The 15,430-nt window shown below is 69.5% G+C and carries 12 protein-coding genes; 5 read left to right on the forward strand and 7 right to left on the reverse strand.

Translation table 11 applies throughout. The annotated features are described in order from the left end of the window. Nucleotides 1-24: 24 nt before the first annotated feature. Nucleotides 25-1,353 (reverse strand): hypothetical protein, encoded by a 1,329-nt coding sequence (locus tag Acor_RS02475; protein WP_155334846.1) that lies wholly within the window; start codon nt 1,351-1,353, stop codon nt 25-27. 295 nt (nt 1,354-1,648) lie between these two features. Between Acor_RS02475 and Acor_RS02480 the strand changes: the two genes are divergently transcribed. The 3 genes from Acor_RS02480 to Acor_RS02490 all read left to right on the forward strand — a co-directional run bounded on the left by Acor_RS02480 (nt 1,649) and on the right by Acor_RS02490 (nt 5,450). After that, nucleotides 1,649-3,055 (forward strand): DUF4407 domain-containing protein, encoded by a 1,407-nt coding sequence (locus Acor_RS02480; protein ID WP_155334847.1) that lies wholly within the window; start codon nt 1,649-1,651, stop codon nt 3,053-3,055. A 7-nt stretch (nt 3,056-3,062) separates the two neighbouring features. Continuing rightward, the gene (locus Acor_RS02485; RefSeq protein WP_155334848.1) at nt 3,063-4,526 is read left to right on the forward strand and encodes a protein kinase domain-containing protein; all 1,464 of its coding nucleotides are present in this window, start codon (nt 3,063-3,065) and stop codon (nt 4,524-4,526) included. 99 nt (nt 4,527-4,625) lie between these two features. Beyond that, nucleotides 4,626-5,450 carry a neutral zinc metallopeptidase gene (locus Acor_RS02490; RefSeq protein ID WP_155334849.1) on the forward strand — a complete coding sequence of 275 codons (825 nt, stop codon included), beginning with the start codon at nt 4,626-4,628 and terminating at the stop codon, nt 5,448-5,450. Here the strand turns inward: Acor_RS02490 and Acor_RS02495 are convergent. From Acor_RS02495 to Acor_RS02520, 6 genes are all read right to left on the reverse strand, one after another. Further along, on the reverse strand, nt 5,447-6,655 hold the full coding sequence (locus Acor_RS02495; protein ID WP_155334850.1) for an ROK family transcriptional regulator: 1,209 nt from the start codon (nt 6,653-6,655) through the stop codon (nt 5,447-5,449). The two genes, Acor_RS02490 and Acor_RS02495, sit on opposite strands and share 4 nt — an antisense overlap. A gap of 46 nt (nt 6,656-6,701) precedes the next feature. Then, complete coding sequence (locus tag Acor_RS02500) at nt 6,702-7,946, reverse strand: sugar ABC transporter permease (RefSeq protein WP_155334851.1); 1,245 nt, start codon at nt 7,944-7,946, stop codon at nt 6,702-6,704. Beyond that, a complete protein-coding gene (locus tag Acor_RS02505) occupies nt 7,943-8,719 on the reverse strand; it encodes an ATP-binding cassette domain-containing protein (protein WP_155334852.1) in 777 nt (258 codons plus the stop codon). The genes Acor_RS02500 and Acor_RS02505 overlap by 4 nt, the downstream gene beginning before the upstream one ends. Before the next feature lie 70 nt (nt 8,720-8,789). Beyond that, entirely contained in the window at nt 8,790-9,911 is a 1,122-nt protein-coding gene (locus Acor_RS02510) for a sugar ABC transporter substrate-binding protein (protein WP_155334853.1), read from the reverse strand. Nucleotides 9,912-10,199: 288 nt separating this feature from the next. Then, entirely contained in the window at nt 10,200-12,986 is a 2,787-nt protein-coding gene (locus tag Acor_RS02515) for an aconitate hydratase (RefSeq protein WP_155334854.1), read from the reverse strand. A 136-nt stretch (nt 12,987-13,122) separates the two neighbouring features. Further along, the gene (locus Acor_RS02520; protein ID WP_155334855.1) at nt 13,123-13,848 is read right to left on the reverse strand and encodes a metal-dependent hydrolase; all 726 of its coding nucleotides are present in this window, start codon (nt 13,846-13,848) and stop codon (nt 13,123-13,125) included. Between the two features lie 285 nt (nt 13,849-14,133). Here Acor_RS02520 and Acor_RS02525 point away from each other — a divergent pair, with 285 nt between their 5' ends. Then, nucleotides 14,134-14,823, forward strand: coding sequence for a PadR family transcriptional regulator (locus Acor_RS02525; RefSeq protein WP_155334856.1), 690 nt, complete (start codon nt 14,134-14,136; stop codon nt 14,821-14,823). Between the two features lie 6 nt (nt 14,824-14,829). Further along, entirely contained in the window at nt 14,830-15,348 is a 519-nt protein-coding gene (locus Acor_RS02530) for a DUF1707 SHOCT-like domain-containing protein (RefSeq protein WP_155334857.1), read from the forward strand. The last annotated feature ends 82 nt before the right edge of the window (nt 15,349-15,430 follow it).

Consider the following 15,430-nt stretch of genomic DNA (forward strand, 5'->3'; position numbering starts at 1 on the left):
TTCTTCACTCCACTCGGTTGATGATCACATCAGGGGAAAGTTGATCCGCTGGTCCCGCGCGGCCAGGCCCAGCGCGGTGCCGAACGCCGGGATGTCGACTGAGGACAGGTCGGCCAGCGCGGCCCGCCCCAGGCGGAACCACTCGGGACCGGCCTGGTCGGCCGGACGGTCGCAGATCACGCCGAGCGTCGCGCCGGGGCGGCTCTCGAACCGGAGCGCCAGCTCCTCCCAGTCGTGCTCGTCGGGGCACGGCAGGATGTGCGAACGGGCGTACGGCGGATGCGGCGGACGCCCGCCGACGATGAGCAGCGCGGTGTGGTCGCCGCCGTGCTCACGCCCGAGCCCGTCGAGCACCTCGGCGAGCATGTCCTCCACCTGGGCGCCGTCCGGATAGCCCGGCCGGACGGTCAGATCGAGCCGGAGCCGGGTCAGCGCGTCCAGGGACCTGGCGGGGTCCGCCGCCCATTCGAGCACCCTGACCGGCTCCTGCTTGGCCTTGAACTCGTAGGCGTGCGCGCCGTAGGTCAGGAGCGAGACCCGGAGCCGCCCGGGGAGCCGCCCGGCCGCCTCCTTCACCATCTGCTCGGCCCGGTCCAGCCGGTCCCCCACCGTGTACGCCTCACCGCACGTCTCGATCGCGCAGATCAGATGGGACGGCGACGCGTGCGGCCGCCAGTGACCGGGGACCGACGCGATCAGGTCGGACCAGTCCCGCCGGTCGGGGGCGAGCCCGCTCAGGCCGGTCAGGCGCACCCGCCCGGGGGCGCGCAGTTCCGCGGTCAGCTCGTGCGCGCCCGGCGGAAGCGCGGCGGCGTGCAGCGAGAGCAGGTCAGGGGTCTTGCCCTCCCAGGCCACCACGGCGAACGCGACGCCGGCCGGGTCGCTGAACTCGCAGTGGAACGGCACCCCGACGGTGTCCCCGCGCCTGGAGCCGATCGGGAACAGCGGGTGGCCGGCGAACTCCAGCCGGCCGGAGCCCGGCGCGCGGGTCAGCACGACCAGGTCGTAGGAGAGGGTCAGCGGGTCCTCGGCCATGGCCCGGCGCAGCAGCGCCGTCAGGTCGGCCCCCGGCGCGGTGCCGGCGGCGGCGTCCGGGCGGGCTTCGCGCAGCCAGGCCAGGGCCTGGTCGGTCGCGCCACCGGCGTGGGTGACGACCAGGAGGGCGGGGCCGCCGCCGGTGGCCGCGAGCATGTCGAGGATCGCGTTCCTGGCCGGTTCCGGGTCGGCCGCCCAGCCGTACTCGCCGCCAGGGCCGGGCCAGGGCCGCACCGGCTCGACCCAGCAGCGGGGAATGCCCGCCTCGTCGCGGCTCAGCTGGTAGACGACCAGCCCCGCCGCACCCAGCTCCAGCACAGCCAAACGCCCAGAAGTGACGATTCCGGCAATCGACCCAGCAAGTGCGTTACGCAGCAATTCATCGCCAGAATCAGCCAAAGTGGCCCCTACCGCCCTTTAACGACATTTCATATATGAGCGAATTTGACATCCAGCCCCCGCCGAATGATCACATTGCACGAAATAGCAAACTATGACCTGCTACATAATACTTTTCGGAGCCATGTTATGATGCCTCAGTTTTCGGGAAATCCGTAACGGTACGAACAGCTAAATCGGGCGGCGCCTGATCAACCAGAACGGACATTCTGGAATGGATCGCATTAAAAGGTTCCTGGTTGCCCTGTCCGGCGCCCGCCCGGAAGTCCTTCGGCGCTGCCCCACGGAACAGGGCAAATTCGAGGGCATCGGCGGCGCCGTGCTCACCACCGCCGTCCTCGCCGTCATCTCCATGACATTCGCGCTTTCCACCGCCCTCGACGTCCCGCTGCCGCTGGCCATTCCCGCCGCCCTCATCTGGGGCACCGCGATTCTGGGCCTGGACCGCTGGCTGGTCAGCACGATGCGCTCGGACGGCGGGCGCAAGTGGGGCATCGCGCTCCCCCGCATCCTGATGGCCGTGCTCATCGGCTTCGTCGTGTCGACCCCGCTGGTGCTCCAGATCTTCGACTCCGAGATCGAGGCCAGGATCGTCCAGATCAAGCAGGCGCGGGCCAACGAGTTCGCCCGCCAGCAGCAGCAGGACACGATCGGCCAGGACATCACCGCCCTGCGCAAGCAGGTGTCGAACCTCAACAACGTGATCAGCTCGGACGGCGACGTCGCCATCGACCCCGCCTCCGACCGCAAGTTCAAGACCCTCACCAAGGAGCGGGACGAGCAGCAGAAACTCGCCGACAGCAAGTACGCCGAGTGGCAGTGCCAGCTGTACGGCGGCCCAGCCTGCGTCAAGAAGGGCAACGGCCCGCTCGCCCGGGCCAGCGAGACCACCTACCGCAAGGCGCAGAGCGGCGTCGACAAGCTCAACCGGCAGCTGGAGAACCGCAAGAAGCAGCTCAGCACCACCGACGCGGAGAACAAGGAGGCCCGGCTGGCCCAGGCCAAGGCCGACCTGCCGAAGGTCCAGACCGAGCTGGACGCGGCCGTCGCCCGCCAGGCCGACCTGCAGCGGCTGGCCGACGCCCAGACCCGGGCCAACGGCGGCCTGCTGCTGCGGCTCCAGGCGCTGAACGAGGTGTCCGGCCAGGACTTCACCATGCGGGCCGCGCACATCCTGCTGTTCCTGCTGTTCCTGCTGATCGAGTGCCTGCCGGTGGTGGTCAAGCTGATGATGCGGCCGGGCAACTACGAGCGCATTCTCGGCATGGCCGCGGAGCAGGAGTTCCGCGAGGCCAAGCAGAGCTTCGCCCGGCGGCCCGGCGTGACCGGCGGGAACTTCGACATCGCGGAGCTCTGGCGGCGGCCGGAGACCGCCGCGCCGCCGGGGCCCGGCCACACGGTTCCGGAGACTCCACTACCGGAGCCCCCCGAGCCCGAGCCGCGCCCTGATCCTTCGCGCCCTGATCCTTCGCGCCCTGATCCTTTCGGCGTGACCCGTGACCACCGGTCGCTGGACGACGAGTCCATCCGCGAGATGCGGGACCGGCGGGGCCTGCGGGCGCACGTGCCGGACGGCTCCGACCGGACCAGCGGCTTCGAGCTGTTCCCCGAGGACGACTGAACCCCCCATGAGCTTCGAGAACGACGTGCTGATCGGCGGCGGGCGGTACCGGCCGATGACTCCCCTCGGGGAGGGCGGGATGGGCATCGTCTGGCTGGCCGAGGACCTCACACTGCGCCGCCAGGTGGCGATCAAGCGCCTGCGGCCCGAGCACACCACGAAGGAGCAGGAGGACCGGCGGAAGCGGGCGCTGCGGGAGGCCAAGATCCTCTCCTCCGTCGACCATCCGGCCATCGTCCAGATCTACGACGTGTTCCAGGAGGACGATCACCCCTGCATCGTCATGAACTACATCGACGGGGACTCGCTCCAGGAGCTGCTGGAGCAGGGCCGGCTGCCGGGCGAGCGGGAGCTGGCCTCGATCGGCCTGCGCGTGCTGGGCGCGCTGGACGCGGCGCACCGGGCCAAGGTGCTGCACCGGGACGTCAAGCCGGCCAACATCATGATCACCGACGCGGGGGACGTCTACCTGGTCGACTTCGGCATCGCGCACATGATCGGCGAGACCAAGCTGACCCGGACGAACAGCTTCATCGGCACGCCCGAGTTCCTGGCTCCTGAGCGGCTGGAGGGCCACGAGCCGGGACCGCAGGCGGATCTGTGGTCGCTGGGGGTGACGCTCTACCTCATGCGGGAGGGCCGCTCGCCGTTCCGCCGGGGCGACAACGCGCCCGCCACGATGCTGGCCATCCTGCGCGACGATCCGCCCCCGGCGCGGCCGGGCCGGCTCGCCGACACCACGGCCAAGTTGCTGGTCAAGGACCCGGGCCGGCGGCTGGACGCCCGGGGCCTGGCCGCCGAGCTGAAGTCGATCCTGGACGGCACGGGACCGTCCCGGCGGGAGTCCACCCGCCCGGTGGACCTGGGGTCGCTGCCGGCGGCCCAGGCCGCGCGGCAGGTCGCCGGGCTGCCGGCGGAACTGGCCGGGTCACTGGTGGCGCGGCTGCCGGCCGAGGCGGCGCGGGAACTGCTGCTCGCCGCCGAGCCGCAGGCGATCGCGAGAATCCTGCTGGCGCTGCCGCCGGGCCAGGCGGGACCGTTGCTGGCGCGGCTGCCGGCCAAGTCGGCGGGCCCGGTGCTGAACCTGATGGCCGCCGATCCCGGGCGGGCCGCCGCCGTCCTGGCCGTGCTGCCCCCGGCGCGGGTCGGCCGGAGTCTCAGTTACACGGCCGAGCGGCACGCCGCCGAACTCCTGGCCGCGCTGCCGCCTGAGGACGCCGCCACCGTCATCCGGCGGGTGGACCGCCGGGCCACCGGCGGGATCATCACGGCGCTGGCCGGGACCGCGCTGGCCGTCCGGCTGGTCGGGACGATGCCGATCGACGAGGCGTGTGACGTGCTGCGGTTCGTGCCGCCCCCGATCACGGCCGCGATCGTCAGGGCCCAGCCGCCCGATCACGCGGAGAAGCTGCTCAACGGCTTGAGCCCGGCCATCCGCCGCCCGGTGGAACGGCACCTCCAGGCACCCTGAACCCCACCGACCACAAGGGCATATCTGCCACTATCAGCCTATTCTTGTCTATTTGCGTAACTTTACTCGCATTCTGGCCTGCAATAGGGTCCTAAAACCATGCGAACACCCCTCATCGCAGTTGGCCTCGGCCTCAGTGCCGCCCTCCTGGTCGCGGGTACGGCGCAGGCCCAGGTGGCGCCGGATCGGGCCCCGGTGGCCGCCCCCGCGTCGGTCACGACGGCCGTCGCGGCGCCCTTCCCCACCGTGCTGTCGAAGAACAAGATCTACCGTTCCGGAAGCGTCGACACGATCGACTGCGCTCCCGCCGAGCCGCGCCCGGGTAGTGCGGCGGCGGTCAAGACGTACCTGCTGAAGGTGTATCGCTGCGTCAACCAGATGTGGGCGCGGCAGTTCAAGGCGGTCGGCTGGGCCTACCGGGTGCCCAAGATCGTCATCAGGACCAGCGGCTACACGACCCCGTGCGGCAAGCTCACCAAGACCTACCCGGCGCACTACTGCTCGCAGCAGCAGACGATCTACTGGGTGCTCCAGCGGCAGGACGTCAAGCAGCCGTTCCCGCTGGTGCTGGCCAAGACCATGGCGCACGAGATCGGGCACCACGTGCAGCAGCGGGCGGGCATCCTGAACCCGTACTACAACCTGGCCTGGAAGGCGCGGACCAAGACGGCCAAGAACCTGCTCAGCCACCGGGTCGAGCAGCAGGCCGAGTGCTTCGCCGGGGTGTTCATGGGCGGCGCGCAGGACTCGCTGCCGGTGGACTTCGAGGAATGGGACCAGATCAACACCTGGGCCAAGGAGAACGCCACCGACACCATGCACGGCAAGGGCGCCAACCAGGTCTACTGGCTGGAGCGCGGTTTCGACTCCGGTTCCCCGGCGGCCTGCAACACCTGGGTCGTCTCGAACGCCCGCGTGGCCTAGGTGGCGATCCTGGCCAGCACTTCCAAGGGGTCGGCGAGCACCTGGGCGAAAGCCAGCTCGGCGGCCCCGACGATGGTGGCGTCGTCCACCAGGGCCGAGGTGCGCAGCCGCAGCGACTCGCGCAGCGCCGACAGGGTGCAGGTGTTGAGGCGGCTGCGGACCTGGGCGGCCGAGCCGAGGTAGATCTCCCGCAGGGTGCCCCCGAAGATCACGACTTCGGGGTTGAAGATGTTGATCAGATTGGCCACCCCGAAGCCCAGCCAGTCGCCGACCCGGTGCAGCGCGTCCTGGGCGATGATGTCGCCCTTGTCGGCGGCCTCGACCACGGCGCGGATGCCGTCCCTGCCCCGCTCGCCGCGGGCCAGCCGGCCGGCGTGCTCCAGCAGGGCCCGCTCGCCGACCTCGGCCTCCAGGCAGCCGCGGGAGCCGCAGCCGCACGGGCGGCCGTCGGGGTTGACGACCGTGTGGCCGACCTCGCCGCCGTATCCGGCGACGCCGCCGAGCAGCTGGCCGTTGACGATGATGCCGCCGCCGATGCCGACGTCGCCGTGCAGGTAGATGAGGTCGCGGCTGCCGACGCCGATGCCCCTGGTGTGCTCGGCCAGCGCGCCCAGGTTGGCGTCGTTGCCGACCGAGACCGGCAGGCCGATGGCCAGCTTGCGGGAGAGCACCTCGCCGAAGGGCGCGTCTTCTAAGCCGATGTTGGGGGCGAACCTGACCACGCCATCGGATTTGCGCACCGCGCCGCAGAGGGCGGCGGCGGCGCCGACGCAGACCGTGTCGGGGCGGATCTTGCGCTGCATCTGCCGGGCGAACCCGGCCAGCGTCTCCACCACCTCGGTCATGTCGAAGGAACCGCGCGACCTGACGGCCTCGCGGCGGTCCAGGATCACGCCGCCGAGACCGATCCGGGCCGCCACGATCCGGTCCACGCCCACGTCGAAGGCGAGCACGTAGAACCGGGCCGACTCGGGACGCACCACCAGGGACGGGCGACCGGCCCGCCCGGTGTCCCTGGGCAGCTCCTCGCGGACCAGGCCGGCCGCGGTCAGGTCGGCCGTGAGCGCCATGATGGTGCTCCGGTTGAGTCCCATCCGGTTGGTCAGCTCGGCCCGCGACGTGGGGCCGCCCAGGTGCACGTGGCGTAGCAGCGTGCCCAGGTTGTGACGGCGGATCTCCTCCTGCGAGGGACCTGCGCGCAACATTCGTTCTGCCTCTGGTGCCGTTCGGGGGTCAGGTGTCGGGCTCACCCTATCGACGGCCGGAAGCGGACGCCCGCTTGCGGGACAGCGCGTCCACACCGGCCGACAGGAGCAGCACCGCGCCGGTGACCACGTACTTGACGCTGGCGCTGTAGCCCATCAGGCCCATGCCGTTGATGACCACCGCGACCACCGCGCCACCGAGCAGCGCGTCCAGCACCCGGCCCTTGCCGCCGAACAGGCTGGTGCCGCCGATGACGGCCGCGCCGACCGCGAACAGCAGCACGGTGCTGCCGCCCGTGTTCGGGTCCACCGAGTTGGCCCGGGAGGCGGCGATGATGCCGCCGATGGAGGCCATGAACGAACAGATCACGAAGGCGGAGATGCGGATCCGGTCCACGTTGATACCGGCCCGCCTGGCCGCTTCCGCGTTCCCGCCGACCGCGTACACGTGCCGCCCGTAGGCGGTGCGGTGCAGCGCGAACGTCCACACGATGAGCAGCACCAGGATCACCGGCACCACGATCGGCACGCCGCTCAGCGAGATGAGCGCAGGGTTACGGCTGCGCTCCAGGTTGAGCACGTAGACCGCGACGCCGGAGACGACCGCCAGCGCGCCGACCCGGACCGCGATCACGGCGAAGGAGTCGGCCAGCAGGCCGCGCCCGAGCCGCCGCCGCATCTGGGTAAGCTGAATGCCCGCGTAGATGAGCACGCCGACGACCAGCACCGCCCAGCCGAGCAGCGGAGGCAGGTTGCTGTTGGCGACGGCCAGGATGGTCTCGTCCCGGATCGAGATGTTGGTGCCCTCGTCCAGCAGGATCAGCGCCACGCCCTGGAACGCCAGGAAGGCGGCCAGCGTGACCACGAACGAGGGGATGCCCAGCTTGGCGACCAGGACCCCGAGCACCAGGCCGATCAGCACGCCGGTCACCATCGCGGCCAGCACCGACAGGTACCAGGGCCAGCCCTCGTTGGTGAGCAGCACCGCCATCACGGCCGCGCAGACGCCGCTGGCGAAGCCGGCGGACAGGTCTATCTCGCCCAGCAGCAGGACGAAGACCAGGCCCATCGCGATGACCGTGACGCCGGCGCCCTGGGTGAACAGGTTGGCGAAGTTGATCGGCGACAGGAACGACGGGCTCAGCGACGCGAACACCGCGCACAGGACGACCAGGCCGATCACCGCGGGCAGCGCGCCCAGGTCACCCCCGCGCACCCGCTCGAAATAGTCCCGGACCTGCGATCCGATGGCGGGGGAGCCGGTCTTCTGCGGGCTGGTTGTCGTCGTCATGCGCTTGCTCCGTTGCCGGTTGCCAGGCCGAGCTCCCCGCTGCGCCCCGCCGTGATGAGTTCCACGATCTGGGAGTGCGTGACCTCGGAGGTCTTGACCTGGGCGGCCATCCGGCCGAGGTAAAGGGCCGCGATCCGGTCGGACACGGCGAAGACGTCATTCATGTTGTGCGAGATGAGTACCACGGCGAGGCCGTTGTCGGCCAGCCTGCGGACCAGTTCGAGCACCTGCGCGGTCTGCGCCACGCCGAGGGCGGCGGTCGGCTCGTCCAGGATGACGACCTTGCTGTTCCACAGCACGGCCTTGGCGATGGCGACGGTCTGGCGCTGGCCGCCGGACAGGCTGGAGACGTGCTGGCGGAGGGATTTCACGGTCCGCACCGACAGGCCGGCCAGCGTCTTGGCGGCCATCTCCTCCATCGTGTCCTCGTCCAGCACCAGGCCGCTCTTGCGCTCCCGGCCGAGGAACATGTTCTGCACGATGTCGAGGTTGTCGCAGAGCGCGAGGTCCTGGTAGACGATCTCGACGCCCATCGCGGCGGCGTCCCTGGGCCCGCTGACGTGGACCTTCTCGCCCGCGAAGAAATACTCCCCCGAGTCCATCGGGTGGATTCCGCCGATGCACTTCACCAGCGTGGACTTACCGGCGCCGTTATCGCCGACAAGTGCGGTCACCTCTCCGGGATACACCGAAAAAGCGACATCGTGAAGGACCTGCACGGGGCCGAAGCTCTTGTCTATTCCGCGCAGTTCCAGGACGGGTGCCTGGGACATGGGCTCTCCTGGTTCCACAGTGGTACGGCTTGCGCCTTGAGAGGCGCAAGCCGTACCAGACGGAATGAAACTAGCTGATTCCGGCTTCGGTGCACTTGTCGGCGAAGTCGGCGGTGCAGAGTTCTTCCTTGGTCACGAAGCCGTCGGCGACGACGTCCTTGACGCTGTCGAAGAAGATGGGCTTGGGCACCAGGAGCACGGCGGGGACGTCCGCGCCGGTCTCGGTGTCCTTGACGGTGCCGCTGGCGGCGGGCTTCTGGCCCTGGGCCAGGCCGATGGCGAGCTCGGCGGTGGCGTCGGCCTCCTGCTTGACGGCCTTGTAGACGGTCATGCACTGGTCACCGGCGAGGATGTTCTGCAGACCCTGCACGGTGGCGTCCTGGCCGGTCACCGGGACCTTGCCGTTGAGCTTGTTCTTCTTCAGCACCGAGATGGCGGCGTTGCCGAGACCGTCGTTGGCGGCCAGCACACCGGCGATCTTCGGCTCCTTGGTCAGCTGCTGCTCGAAGATCGTGCCGGCCTGGGCGTTGTCCCAGTCCGGAACGGCGTCGGCCGGACCGGCGACGTACTCACCGGCGTCGTACTTCGGCTTGAGGACGCTCTCGTAGCCCTCCTTGAACAGGGTGGCGTTGTTGTCGGTCGGCGAACCGTGCAGCTCGGCCACGACCGGCTTGTCGGCCTTCAGGTCGGTGAGGCACTTGACCAGGCCCTCGCCCTGCAGCTTGCCGACGGCGGTGTTGTCGAAGCTGACGTAGTAGTCGGCGTTGCCGCCGAGGGTGAGGCGGTCGTAGTCGATGGTCGCGACGCCCTGCGCCTTGGCCTTGTCCAGGACGGCCTTGCCGGTGCCGCTGTCCAGGTTGACGATCGCCAGCACGGTGACGCCACCGGTGATCATCTGGTCGGCGATGGTCTGGAACGCGGTCTTGTCGCCCTGCGCGTTCTGGATGTCGTAGGCCACGCCGGCGGCCTTGAAGGCCTCTTCGAGGTACTTGCGGTCGGCGGTCTCCCAGCGAGCGGAGGACTTGCTGTCCGGGAGGATGACGCCGATCTTGCCGGGCTTCGACGCGGCGGCCGACGAGGCGGCGGGCGCGGCGCTGCTCGACGCGCCGGTGTCACCGCTCTCGCCCCCGCACGCGGTGAGGCCGAGGGAAAGTGCCGCGACCGCGGCGATGCTGAGGATCCCCTTGCGCATGATGCGTGGGTCCTTTCTCTGGCTGGGGGTCTATGGGGGGTGGGAGTCCATCACCGAAGTGGTGAATGTTGTTTGGGACAACGTAAGCCAGGACCAAAGGGGGAGGTAGACACAGGACGGTAACGTTTGTTGTCTGCGGTAACAATGAAGAAACATTGGACAAATCCACCTACGTCCAGCGAGGACACCGGTTGATCACCTGCCGGACCCCTGGAGGTCACCTGCTCAGGAATGCGGAAAACCGCCCGTCGTGGTGCGACGGGCGGCTCTCTGTGGGCCTGGTAGGGGCTAGCTCCTGGCGAGCAGGGACCGCAGCACGTACTGCATGATGCCGCCGTGGCGGTAGTAGTCGGCCTCTCCCGGGGTGTCGATGCGAACGACCGCCTGGAAGGTGGTCTCGCCCGCGGTGACGGTGACCGTGCTCGGGGTCATGCCCTTGTTGAGCTCCTCGACGCCGGTGATGTCGAAGGTCTCCTCGCCGGTCAGGCCGAGGGACTCGGCGGTCTCGCCGTCGGGGAACTGGAGCGGGAGCACGCCCATGCCGATCAGGTTCGAGCGGTGGATCCGCTCGTAGGACTCGGCGATGACCGCGCGGACGCCGAGCAGGGCGGTGCCCTTGGCGGCCCAGTCCCTGGACGAGCCCGACCCGTACTCCTTGCCCGCCAGGACCACCAGCGGGGTGCCCGCGGCCTGGTAGTTCTGGGCGGCGTCGTAGATGAACGCCTGCGGGCCGCCCCAGACGGTGAAGTCGCGGGTGTAGCCGCCCTCGACGCCGTCCAGCAGGGTGTTGCGCAGCCGGATGTTGGCGAAGGTGCCGCGGATCATGACCTCGTGGTTGCCGCGGCGGGAGCCGTAGGAGTTGAAGTCCTTGACCTCGACGCCGTTCTCGCGCAGGTAGTCCGCGGCCGGGGTGCCGGCCTTGATCGAACCGGCCGGGGAGATGTGGTCGGTGGTGACCGAGTCGCCCAGCTTGGCCAGCACGCGCGCGCCGGAGATGTCCGTCACGGGCTCCGGGGTGGCCGGCATGCCCTCGAAGTAGGGCGGCTTCCGGACATAGGTGGAGGCCGGATCCCACTCGAAGGTGTTGCCGGTCGGGATGGGCAGCGAGCGCCAGTTCTCGTCGCCCTTGAACACGTCCGCGTAGTCGCGCAGGAACATGTCCTGGCCGATCGAGTCGGCCACCACCCGGGAGACCTCCTCCGGCTCGGGCCAGATGTCCTTGAGGAAGACCGGCTGCCCGTCCGCGCCCATGCCCAGCGGCTCGTTGTTGAGGTCGATGTCCATCGTGCCGGCCAGCGCGTACGCGACGACCAGCGGCGGCGAGGCCAGGTAGTTCATCTTGACGTCGGGGTTGATCCGGCCCTCGAAGTTCCGGTTCCCCGACAGCACGGCGGTGACCGCCAGGTCGTTGGCCTGGATGGCCGCCGAGATCTCCTCCGGCAGCGGCCCGGAGTTGCCGATGCAGGTGGTGCAGCCATACCCGACCAGGTTGAAACCGATCTTGTCCAGGTACGGCTGGAGCCCGGAGCGCTCGAAGTAGCCGGTGACCACCTGGGAGCCCGGCGCGAGCGAGGTCTTCACCCACGGCCTGCGGGTCAGGCCCCTGTCGACGGCGTTCCTGGCCAGCAGGGCGGCGCCGAGCATCACGTACGGATTGGAGGTGTTGGTGCACGAGGTGATCGCGGCGATCGTCACCACGCCGTGGTCGATCTCGAACGAGGTCCCGTCCGCCAGGGTGACCGGCACCTTCCGGTGCGGCCGCTTGCCGTTGAGCCCGGCCGGGTGCGGCTGGTCGCCGTTGCCGTCGTGCGAGATCGCCGGGGAGTCGGAGGCCGGGAAGGACTCGTCGGACGACTCGTCCACCGGGCCCAGCGCGTCCTGCGGCAGCACGTCGGGGACGAAGTCCTTGACGGCGGAGCGCCAGGCGCGCTTGGCGTCGGTGATCGCGATCCGGTCCTGCGGGCGCTTCGGCCCGGCGATGGACGGCACCACGGTGGCCAGGTCGAGCTCGATGTACTCGGAGAAGACCGGCTCGGCCGCGGCCGGGTCCAGCCAGAGGCCCTGCTCCTTGGCATACGCCTCGACCAGCGCGACCTGCTCGGCCGACCGGCCGGTGAGGGTCAGGTAGTCGATGGTCTGCCCGTCGATCGGGAAGATCGCGCAGGTGGAGCCGAACTCGGGGCTCATGTTGCCGATGGTGGCCCGGTTGGCCAGCGGCACGCTGGACACGCCCTCGCCGTAGAACTCCACGAACTTGCCGACCACGCCGTGCTTGCGCAGGATCTCGGTGATGGTCAGCACCAGGTCGGTGGCGGTGGCCCCGGCGGGCAGCTTGCCGGTCAGCTTGAAGCCGACCACCCGCGGGATGAGCATCGAGATCGGCTGGCCGAGCATGGCGGCCTCGGCCTCGATGCCGCCGACGCCCCAGCCGAGCACGCCGATGCCGTTCTCCATCGTGGTGTGCGAGTCGGTCCCGACGCAGGTGTCGGGGTACGCCTTGCCGTCCCTGATCATCACGACCCGGGCCAGGTGCTCGATGTTGACCTGGTGCACGATGCCGGTGCCGGGCGGCACCACCTTGAACTCGTCGAAGGCGGTCTGCCCCCAGCGCAGGAACTGGTAGCGCTCGTGGTTGCGCTCGTACTCCCGGGTGACGTTGCGCCCGAAGGCGTCCGGGCTGCCGAAGTAGTCGACGATCACCGAGTGGTCGATGACCATCTCGGCCGGCGCCAGCGGGTTGATCTTGGCGGGGTCGCCGCCCAGGTCGCGCACGGCCTCCCGCATGGTGGCCAGGTCGACCACGCACGGCACACCGGTGAAGTCCTGCATGATCACGCGGGCCGGGGTGAACTGGATCTCCACACTCGGCGCGGCCGACGGATCCCACTGCCCGAGGGCATTGATGTGGTCGGCGGTGATGTTCGCGCCGTCCTCGGTGCGCAGCAGGTTCTCCAGCAGGATCTTCAGGCTGTACGGGAGGCGCTGCGACCCCTCGACGGCGGCCAGCCGGTAGATCTCGTACGACGCGTCGCCGACGCGCAGCGTGTCACGGCTGCCGAAGCTGTTCGCGGACACGAAGTCTCGCCTCCCCAAGGGTTCTGGTCCTAAGTCGCTCTCGCATCCTCCCGCACCGCCCGGCCACGCCGGTCAGTCAGGTATGCCTAACCCGAGAGCGAATAATGTCTCGACACCAAGATATCTCGACATCAAGCTACCCGCTGGTAACACCCAGGCGTAAGAACAACAAAACCACGACGGCGACCGACAGCACCGGGGCCAGGATGTTCTGCTCGAACCGCTTCCCGGTCTTGAACCCGATGTCGTACGGCAGCAGCCACTTGCCCGGAATCGGCCACAGCACCGGGCACCCGCGCTCGGTCAGGCAGTCCCCCAGCACATGGACGAGACATCCGATCCCGATGGCGAACCCCAGCCAGGCATACTGCACCCCCAGCGTGAGGAAGGTGGCGAACAGCCCGGCCGTCAGCCCGATGTTGACCAGCGCCGAGGTGAACTTCTTCCCCGGCACCCCGATCCCGATGGCCCGCAGCGCCAGCCCGATGGCCAGGACCACGATGACGTCCCGCCCGATCGGATAGTTCTGCGCCAGGAAGTGCGCCCCCACGCCCAGGCCCAGCGCGAACAGCAGCGAGTGGGTGGCGTGCCGGTGCCCCCCGCTGATCACGTTCACCGCCTTGCTCAGCGCCCAGGTGACCGGCCCGAACGTCTGGGCGATGGTGGCGCTCGGATGATCGAGGTCGGGCAGCATCGCCGCGCCCGCGCAGATCAGCGCCCCCGCCACCAACTCGGCCGGCGTCAGCGCCGACCCCACCACCGTCGCCAGCTCGGGGGCGACAACCGTCGGCAACGCGACAAGCCCCGGGGCGACACCCAGCCAGACCACGGCTCCGCTGAGCGCATGCGAATGCCCCATCATGCGTAGATCACGACCCCGGATGCTACGGCAAAGGTCCGACAAAATTGCGGACCACGGGCGGCGTGTCAGCACGCGAAGACGGGGTTGTTCCGCTCCAAGAGCACCCCCCAGCCCTCTCAGAGCAGAACAACCCCGTCTGTGAGTTGTAACGGCCTGGTATCGGTGGATGTTCCCGAGCCATCCCATCAATTTTTAGTGACCTACGTCACGATGTTGCCAGAAAGAATGTTCGCGATATATCTTTGAGGCATCGAGAGAGGTCGAGTAGAACAGTTGGGGGAAGTCATGACTTCTGCACACACCATGGGCGGGCCCTGGGGGCAGCCCCACGAAATCCATCGCCATCTGCGCGAGGCGGCACAGCTGCTCAGCGCCGCGTGGCACGACGGTCCCGGCGGGCCGCGCGAGCAGCGGCACCGCGGCCACCGGCACGGCTGGGGCGGCCCCGGATTCGGTCCCGGCGGCCCGTTCGGGCCCGGATTCCTGTTCGGCGGCGGGCGCGGCTTCGGCCGGGGACAGCGCAAGGCCAAGCGCGGCGACGTGCGGGCCGCCATCCTGGCCCTGCTGGCCGAGGAGCCGCGCAACGGCTACCAGATCATCCAGGAGATCGCCGAGCGCAGCCAGGGCGGCTGGAAGCCGAGCCCCGGCGCGGTCTACCCGGCGCTCCAGCAGCTCACCGACGAGGGCCTGGTCCTCGCCCAGGAGATCGACGGGCGCAAGACCTTCCGGCTCACCGAGGCCGGGCAGGCCTACATCGCCGAGCACGCGCACGAGGTCCGCGCGCCGTGGGAGGAGATGACGCCGGACATCGGCGAGGACGTGCACGAGCTGTTCGACCTGTCCAGGCAGGCCGCCTCCGCGCTGTTCCAGATCGCCCAGGGCGGCTCGGACAGCCAGATCCGGCAGGCCAAGCAGATCCTGGCCGAGACCAGGCGCAAGCTCTACCAGGTGCTGGCCGACGGCGACGAGGAGTGATCGGCGATGCCCGCTGGATTCGACCGGCCCCCGTCCAGGAGTGACCTCCGGATCGGGGATCGGGAACGGGACCAGGTGACCTCGGCCCTGCACGACGCGTTCGCGCAGGGCCGGATCACCCGCGAGGAGCTTGACGAGCGGCTGGAGACGACGCTCACCGCCCGGACCGCCGGCGATCTGCGCACGGTGCTGGCCGATCTGGTCAGCGCGGACGATCCGGTCAATCCGGTGAGTCCGCTGCCGGGCCCGCCGTACCCCTACCGGGGGGATCTGGCGACCTGGGGGCATCACTACGCGATGGCGCGGCGGCACGCCGACCGGCGGGCCGAGCGCCGGGCGCACCATGCGCACTGGGCGGGGCGGCGGCGGTCGGGGCCGCCGCCGCTGGTGCCCGCGATCCTGGTGTTCCTGCTGATCGCCGGCGCGGTGACGGGTTCGCTGTTCATCGTGCTCAAGGTGGCCATGTTCGTGCTGATCGGATCGGTCGTCTTCGGGATCGTGCGGCACCGGCACGCCCGCCGCTAATTCAAGAAATAACGTCGTATATCGGGATTTGGGTCTTGACGCGTTATTGCCGTCATTCAACGATCAATCCGGCGCGGACAAC

Origin of the sequence: Acrocarpospora corrugata, assembly GCF_009687845.1 — a bacterium.
Classification (GTDB): domain Bacteria; phylum Actinomycetota; class Actinomycetes; order Streptosporangiales; family Streptosporangiaceae; genus Acrocarpospora; species Acrocarpospora corrugata.